Source organism: Pseudolysinimonas sp., from assembly GCF_044239695.1.
GTDB lineage: Bacteria > Actinomycetota > Actinomycetes > Actinomycetales > Microbacteriaceae > Pseudolysinimonas_A.
On sequence record NZ_JBIIAW010000150.1, the window covers coordinates 1 to 5,338 of the forward strand.

5 protein-coding genes are annotated in these 5,338 nt (G+C 69.3%); all 5 read right to left on the reverse strand.

Going from position 1 to position 5,338, the window contains the following annotated elements; genetic code table 11:
- Positions 1–1,501: glutamate synthase central domain-containing protein (locus ACILQS_RS15330; protein WP_395640992.1), on the reverse strand; the 1,501-nt coding region annotated here is incomplete at its 3' end.
- Between the two features lie 94 nt (positions 1,502–1,595).
- On the reverse strand, positions 1,596–2,693 hold the full coding sequence (locus ACILQS_RS15335) for a prolipoprotein diacylglyceryl transferase (RefSeq protein ID WP_395640993.1): 1,098 nt from the start codon (positions 2,691–2,693) through the stop codon (positions 1,596–1,598).
- A gap of 19 nt (positions 2,694–2,712) precedes the next feature.
- A complete protein-coding gene (gene trpA, locus ACILQS_RS15340; RefSeq protein ID WP_395640994.1) occupies positions 2,713–3,522 on the reverse strand; it encodes a tryptophan synthase subunit alpha in 810 nt (269 codons plus the stop codon).
- Positions 3,519–4,736 (reverse strand): tryptophan synthase subunit beta, encoded by a 1,218-nt coding sequence (gene trpB / locus ACILQS_RS15345; RefSeq protein WP_395640995.1) that lies wholly within the window; start codon positions 4,734–4,736, stop codon positions 3,519–3,521. Before trpB ends, trpA begins: the two co-directional genes overlap by 4 nt.
- Positions 4,733–5,338 (reverse strand): indole-3-glycerol-phosphate synthase (locus tag ACILQS_RS15350; RefSeq protein WP_395640996.1); only part of this gene is annotated, 606 nt, incomplete at its 5' end. The genes ACILQS_RS15350 and trpB, both read right to left, overlap by 4 nt.

The following is a 5,338-nucleotide window of genomic DNA, read 5'->3' on the forward strand; positions in this document are numbered from 1 at the left end:
CGATCGGGGTGTCCGACCCCATCGCACCGAGCGGCTCGGCGCCGTTGACCGCCATCGGGGTGAGGAGAATGCGCACCTCCTCCTCGGTGTAGCCGAAGGTGCGCTGGCGCCGCACGACGGAGGCCGGGGTGTGCGAGATGTGCTCCCGCTCCGGAAGGTCCTTGAGCTCGATGCGCCCGGCGTCGAGCCACTCCTGCCACGGCTCCGCCGCCGCGAGCTCGGCCTTGATCTCGTCGTCCTCGACGATGCGCCCGGCGACGGTGTCGACGAGGAACATCTTGCCGGGGCGCAGGCGACCCTTGCGCACGATGCGGTCCGGCGGGAAGTCGAGCACGCCGATCTCGCTCGCGAGCACGACGAGCCCGTCGTCGGTGACGAGGAAGCGCCCGGGACGCAGACCGTTGCGGTCGAGCGTCGCTCCGACGAAGTCGCCGTCGGTGAAGACCAGGGCGGCAGGGCCGTCCCACGGCTCCATGAGCATCGAGTGGAACTCGTAGAACGAGCGCCGCGTGGGATCGATGTCGGTCTGGTTCTCCCAGGCCTCCGGCACCATCATCATCATCGCGTGCGGCAACGACCGACCACCGAGGTTGAGCAGCTCGACGACCTCGTCGAACGAGGCCGAGTCGGATGCTCCGGGGCTGACGATCGGGAAGAGCGGCGTCAGGTCGCCGAGCGCCTCACTCGCCAACTGCGACTGCCGGGCGCGCATCCAGTTGCGGTTGCCTTCGACGGTGTTGATCTCGCCGTTGTGCGCGATCATCCGGAACGGCTGCGCGAGCGGCCACGACGGGAAGGTGTTGGTCGAGTAGCGCGAGTGCACGAGGGCGAGCTTGGAGACGAACCGCTCGTCGGAAAGGTCGGGGTAGAACGGCTCCAGCTGGAGCGTCGTCACCATGCCCTTGTAGACGAGGGTGCGCGCGGAGAGCGACGGGAAGTAGGCACCCAGCTCCCGTTCGGCGCGCTTGCGCAGCCGGAACGTCAGCCGGTCGAGCAGGATGCCCGCGGCGTCGCCGCTCGCCGCCTCGACGAAGAGCTGCTCGAAGACCGGTGCCGCCTCGCGCGCGAGGGTTCCCAGATGCGCCGGGTCGGTGGGCACGTCGCGCCAGCCGAGCACCCGTAGCGACTCCTCCGCGGCGATCACCTCGATCGCCGCCTTCTGCGCGTCGCGCTCGGACTTGTCGGTCGGGAGGAACGCCATGCCGACCGCGTAGCGTCCGACGGGGGGCAGCGCGAATCCGGCGACCGCACGCAGGAAGGCATCCGGGATCTGGGTGATGATGCCGGCGCCGTCGCCGGTGCCCGCATCCGAGCCGATCGCACCGCGGTGCTCGAGGTGGCGCAGCGCGTCGAGCGCCTGCGTCACGATGTCGTGCCCGGCGGTGCCGCGCAGGGTCGCCACCATCGCGAGCCCGCAGGCGTCCTTCTCGAACCGAGGGTTGTAGAGCCCCTGCGCCGCCGGGACCGAGCTGAACCGTCCGAATGCGTTCTGTGTAGTCATGGAGGCCGTCCTCACGATGGTGCTGAGTGGGACGTCGCTGGCCCAACGGATGCTGTGGTGGCGTCCCGGACCGCGAGGGTGCGCGGAGGCGGGACTATTTTCGGGAAGCTCCGCTTGTGGCAGGCGCCGGAGTCGAGGATGCGGCGCCATCGCCGGTCTCTTCGTCCGAGTAGATCGCTTCGGAGTCTACCGCAGAGTGCGGATCCCACTCCTTGCCGGGCCGGTAGACACTCGCCTCGATGCCCGGGTGCCTCTTCGTCTGGATGGCGATGATGAGGATGCCCGCGAGGATGAACGCCAGCGCCCCCCACACGTTGGAGCGGATGCCGAACAGGGTCTCACTCGGGTCGAGTCGGATGGACTCGAACCAGACGCGACCGAGGCCGTACCAGATCGCGTAGAGACCCACCATCTTGCCCCAGTACCAGGAGTCCCGGCGCACGAACGTCGGCCAGAACGGCAGGAATGACCCGAATCCGGACCGGACTTTGCCGAGCGAGACCCGATTCTCGATGAGCATGAGGACCACGAAGCCGGCGACGAGCCAGATGATCTCGTAGAGGAAGGTCGGGTGGAAGAGCGCGTCCTCGGGGATGCCCACGGGGATCGCCGAGTTCGGGCGGTCGATCTCGAGGCCCCACGGGAGGTCGGTCGGCAGGCCGAACAACTCCTGGTTGAAGTAGTTGCCGAGCCGGCCGAAGGCCTGGGCCAGCAGCAGCGTCGGCGCCATCGCATCGACGGCGGCGGTGAACGTGAGTCCCGCGATGCGGCAGGCGATGGAGACGCCGACAGCTCCGAAGAGCACCGCGCCGAAGATCGCCACTCCGCCGGCCCAGACCGCCCAGACGCTGGAGCCGTTCGCCAGGTTGTTGAAGTCGAGCGCGAAGCCGAGCTTCCCGTCGCCGAAGTAGTCGTCGGGGTGGGTCGCGACGTGCCAGGCACGCGACCCGATGATGCCGAAGACGACCGCCCAGATCGAGAGGTCGATGACGATCCACGGTTCGGCCCCGCGCGCCGTCAGCCGGTAGTTGGACACGACGATCGCGACGGTGATGCCGAGCAGGATCGCGAGCGCGTAGACGTGGATCACCAGCTGCTCGGGAATGATCGGGAGGAGATCGTGCAGGAAGCCCAGCGGGATCTCGAACGACGACCAGTCGGATGGCGGGCTGGGGAGGCTCGACGGGATCACCGGCTGAGTCTACTTCCTTCTAGGAGCCGAGCCTTGCCGCGTCGATGCCGGACGCGAGCTCCGCGGCTTTCGCGGCGACCCCCGCGACTCCCCCCTCGGCCAGCGCCGTCACGAGCGCCGCCCCGACGATCGCGCCGTCGGCGTAGCCGAGCACCTCGGCGACCTGCTCCCCCGACGAGATGCCGATGCCGACGCAGACGTTCTCCGCTCCCGCGTCCCGCAGGCGCCCGACGAGCGTGCGGGCTGCGGCATCCACCGTGGCGCGGGCGCCGGTGATGCCCATCGTCGAGACCGCGTAGACGAACCCGCGGCTCGTCGCGACCGTCGTCGCCAGGCGCTCGTCGGTCGAGGACGGCGCCGCGAGGAAGACGCGATCGAGTCCCGTGCGGTCACTCGTCGCGATCCAGTCCGCCGCCGAGTCCGGCGTGATGTCGGGGGTGATGAGACCCGCCCCGCCGGCATCGACGAGTGCGTCCGCGAAGGCGTCGAGGCCGTACTGCACGACGGGGTTCCAGTAGGTCATCACGAGAACCGGGATGTCGACGCGGGCGCGGACCGCCTCGACCGCGGTGAAGACGTCGCGGGTGCGGAACCCGTTCCGCAATGCCGTCTCGGTCGCCTTCTGGATCGCGAGGCCGTCCATCACCGGGTCGCTGTACGGAAGGCCCAGCTCCAGAGCGCCGACGCCGTTCTCGGCGAGGGCGATCGCGGCGTCGATGCTCGTGCCGAGGTCGGGAAAGCCGACCGGGAGGTAGCCGACCAGCGTGCCGCGTCCGTCGTCGCGGTTCTCGGCGATGCGCGTGCCGACCGACAGGGTGGGGACCGTCACGACTGCTTGGCTCCTTCGTCGAACAGACCGAACCATTCCCCCGCCGTCGCGACGTCCTTGTCGCCGCGGCCGGAGAGGTTGATGAGGATGGTCGCGTCCGGTCCGAGCTCGCGGCCCAGACGCAGCGCTCCGGCGAGGGCGTGCGCGGACTCGATGGCCGGGATGATCCCCTCGGTCATCGAGAGCAGGCGGAGCGCATCCATCGCCTCGGTGTCGGTCGCCGGCAAGTAGGTCGCCCGACCGAGATCGTTGAGCGCGGCGTGCTCGGGCCCGACACCCGGGTAGTCGAGTCCGGCCGAGATCGAGTGCGATTCGATCGTCTGCCCGTCTTCGTTCTGCAGAACGTAGGAGCGCGAGCCGTGCAGCACCCCGGGGCGCCCGCGCTCGATCGTCGCGGCATGCTTCTCGGTGTCGACGCCGTCGCCCGCCGCCTCGATCCCGATCAACTTCACGTCGGCGTCATCGAGGAAGGCGTGGAAGATGCCGATCGCATTGGACCCGCCGCCGACGCAGGCCATCACGACGTCCGGCAGCTTGCCGGTGAGGTCGAGCACCTGTTGCCGGGCCTCCTCGCCGATGATCTTCTGGAAGTCGCGCACCATCGCCGGAAACGGATGCGGACCCGCCGCCGTGCCGAAGATGTAGTTGGTCGTCTCGACACTCGTGACCCACTCGCGGTAGGCCTCGTTGATCGCATCCTTGAGGGTGCGGCTGCCGGTGGTCACCGGGACGACCTCGGCGCCGAGCAGGCGCATCCGCGCGACGTTGAGCGCCTGACGCTGCGTGTCGACCTCGCCCATGAAGACGGTGCACTCCAGACCGAAGAGCGCGGCGGCGGTGGCGGTGGCGACGCCATGCTGTCCGGCTCCGGTCTCGGCGATGACGCGCTTCTTGCCGAGGCGCTTGGTGAGCAAGGCCTGGCCGAGCACGTTGTTGATCTTGTGCGAGCCGGTGTGGTTCAGATCCTCGCGCTTGAGAATGATGCGTGCGCCGCCGGCGTGCTCCGCGAATCGCGGCACCTCCGTGATGATCGACGGGCGCCCCGTGTAGGTGCGGTGCAGCTCGGCGAGCTCCGCGTGGAACTCGGGATCGGCCTTCATCTGTTCGTACGCGGCGGCGAGCTCGTCGATCGCCTTGATGAGCGACTCCGGCATGAAGCGCCCACCGTACGCGTCGAAGAACGGTCCCGGACGGTCTTTCAGACTGACGTTCACTTGCCTGCCTCCAGGAAGGATTCGAGGGTCGCGACGGGGTCGTCGCCGGTGACGAGGGCCTCGCCGATGAGAACGACGTCGGCGCCGGCCGCCCGGTAGTGGGCGACGTCGGCGGGTTCCTTGACGGCCGACTCGGCCACCCGGATCACGCCCGACGGGATGCGGTCGGCCAGCGTCCCGAACAGGTCGCGGTCGAGTTCGAAGGTCGACAGGTCGCGGGCGTTGACGCCGACGACCTGCGCCCCGACGTCGAGCGCCCGCTCGACCTCGTCCGCCGAGTGCGCTTCGACGAGCGGCGTCATGCCGAGTTCGAGGATGAGAGCGTGCAGCTCGGTGAGCACCGGCTGGGTCAGGGCCGCCACGATCAGCAGCACGAGATCGGCGTCCGCGGCGCGCGCCTCGAAGACCTGGTACGGCTCGGCGATGAAGTCCTTGCGCAGAACGGGGACATCGACCGCCGCGCGGACGTCGGCGAGGTCCGCGAGCGAGCCGCCGAATCGCCGACTCTCGGTGAGAACGCTGATCGCACTCGCTCCGCCGGTCTGATACGAGACGGCGAGAGCGGCCGGGTCGGCGATCTCGGCGAGGGTTCCGCGCGAGGG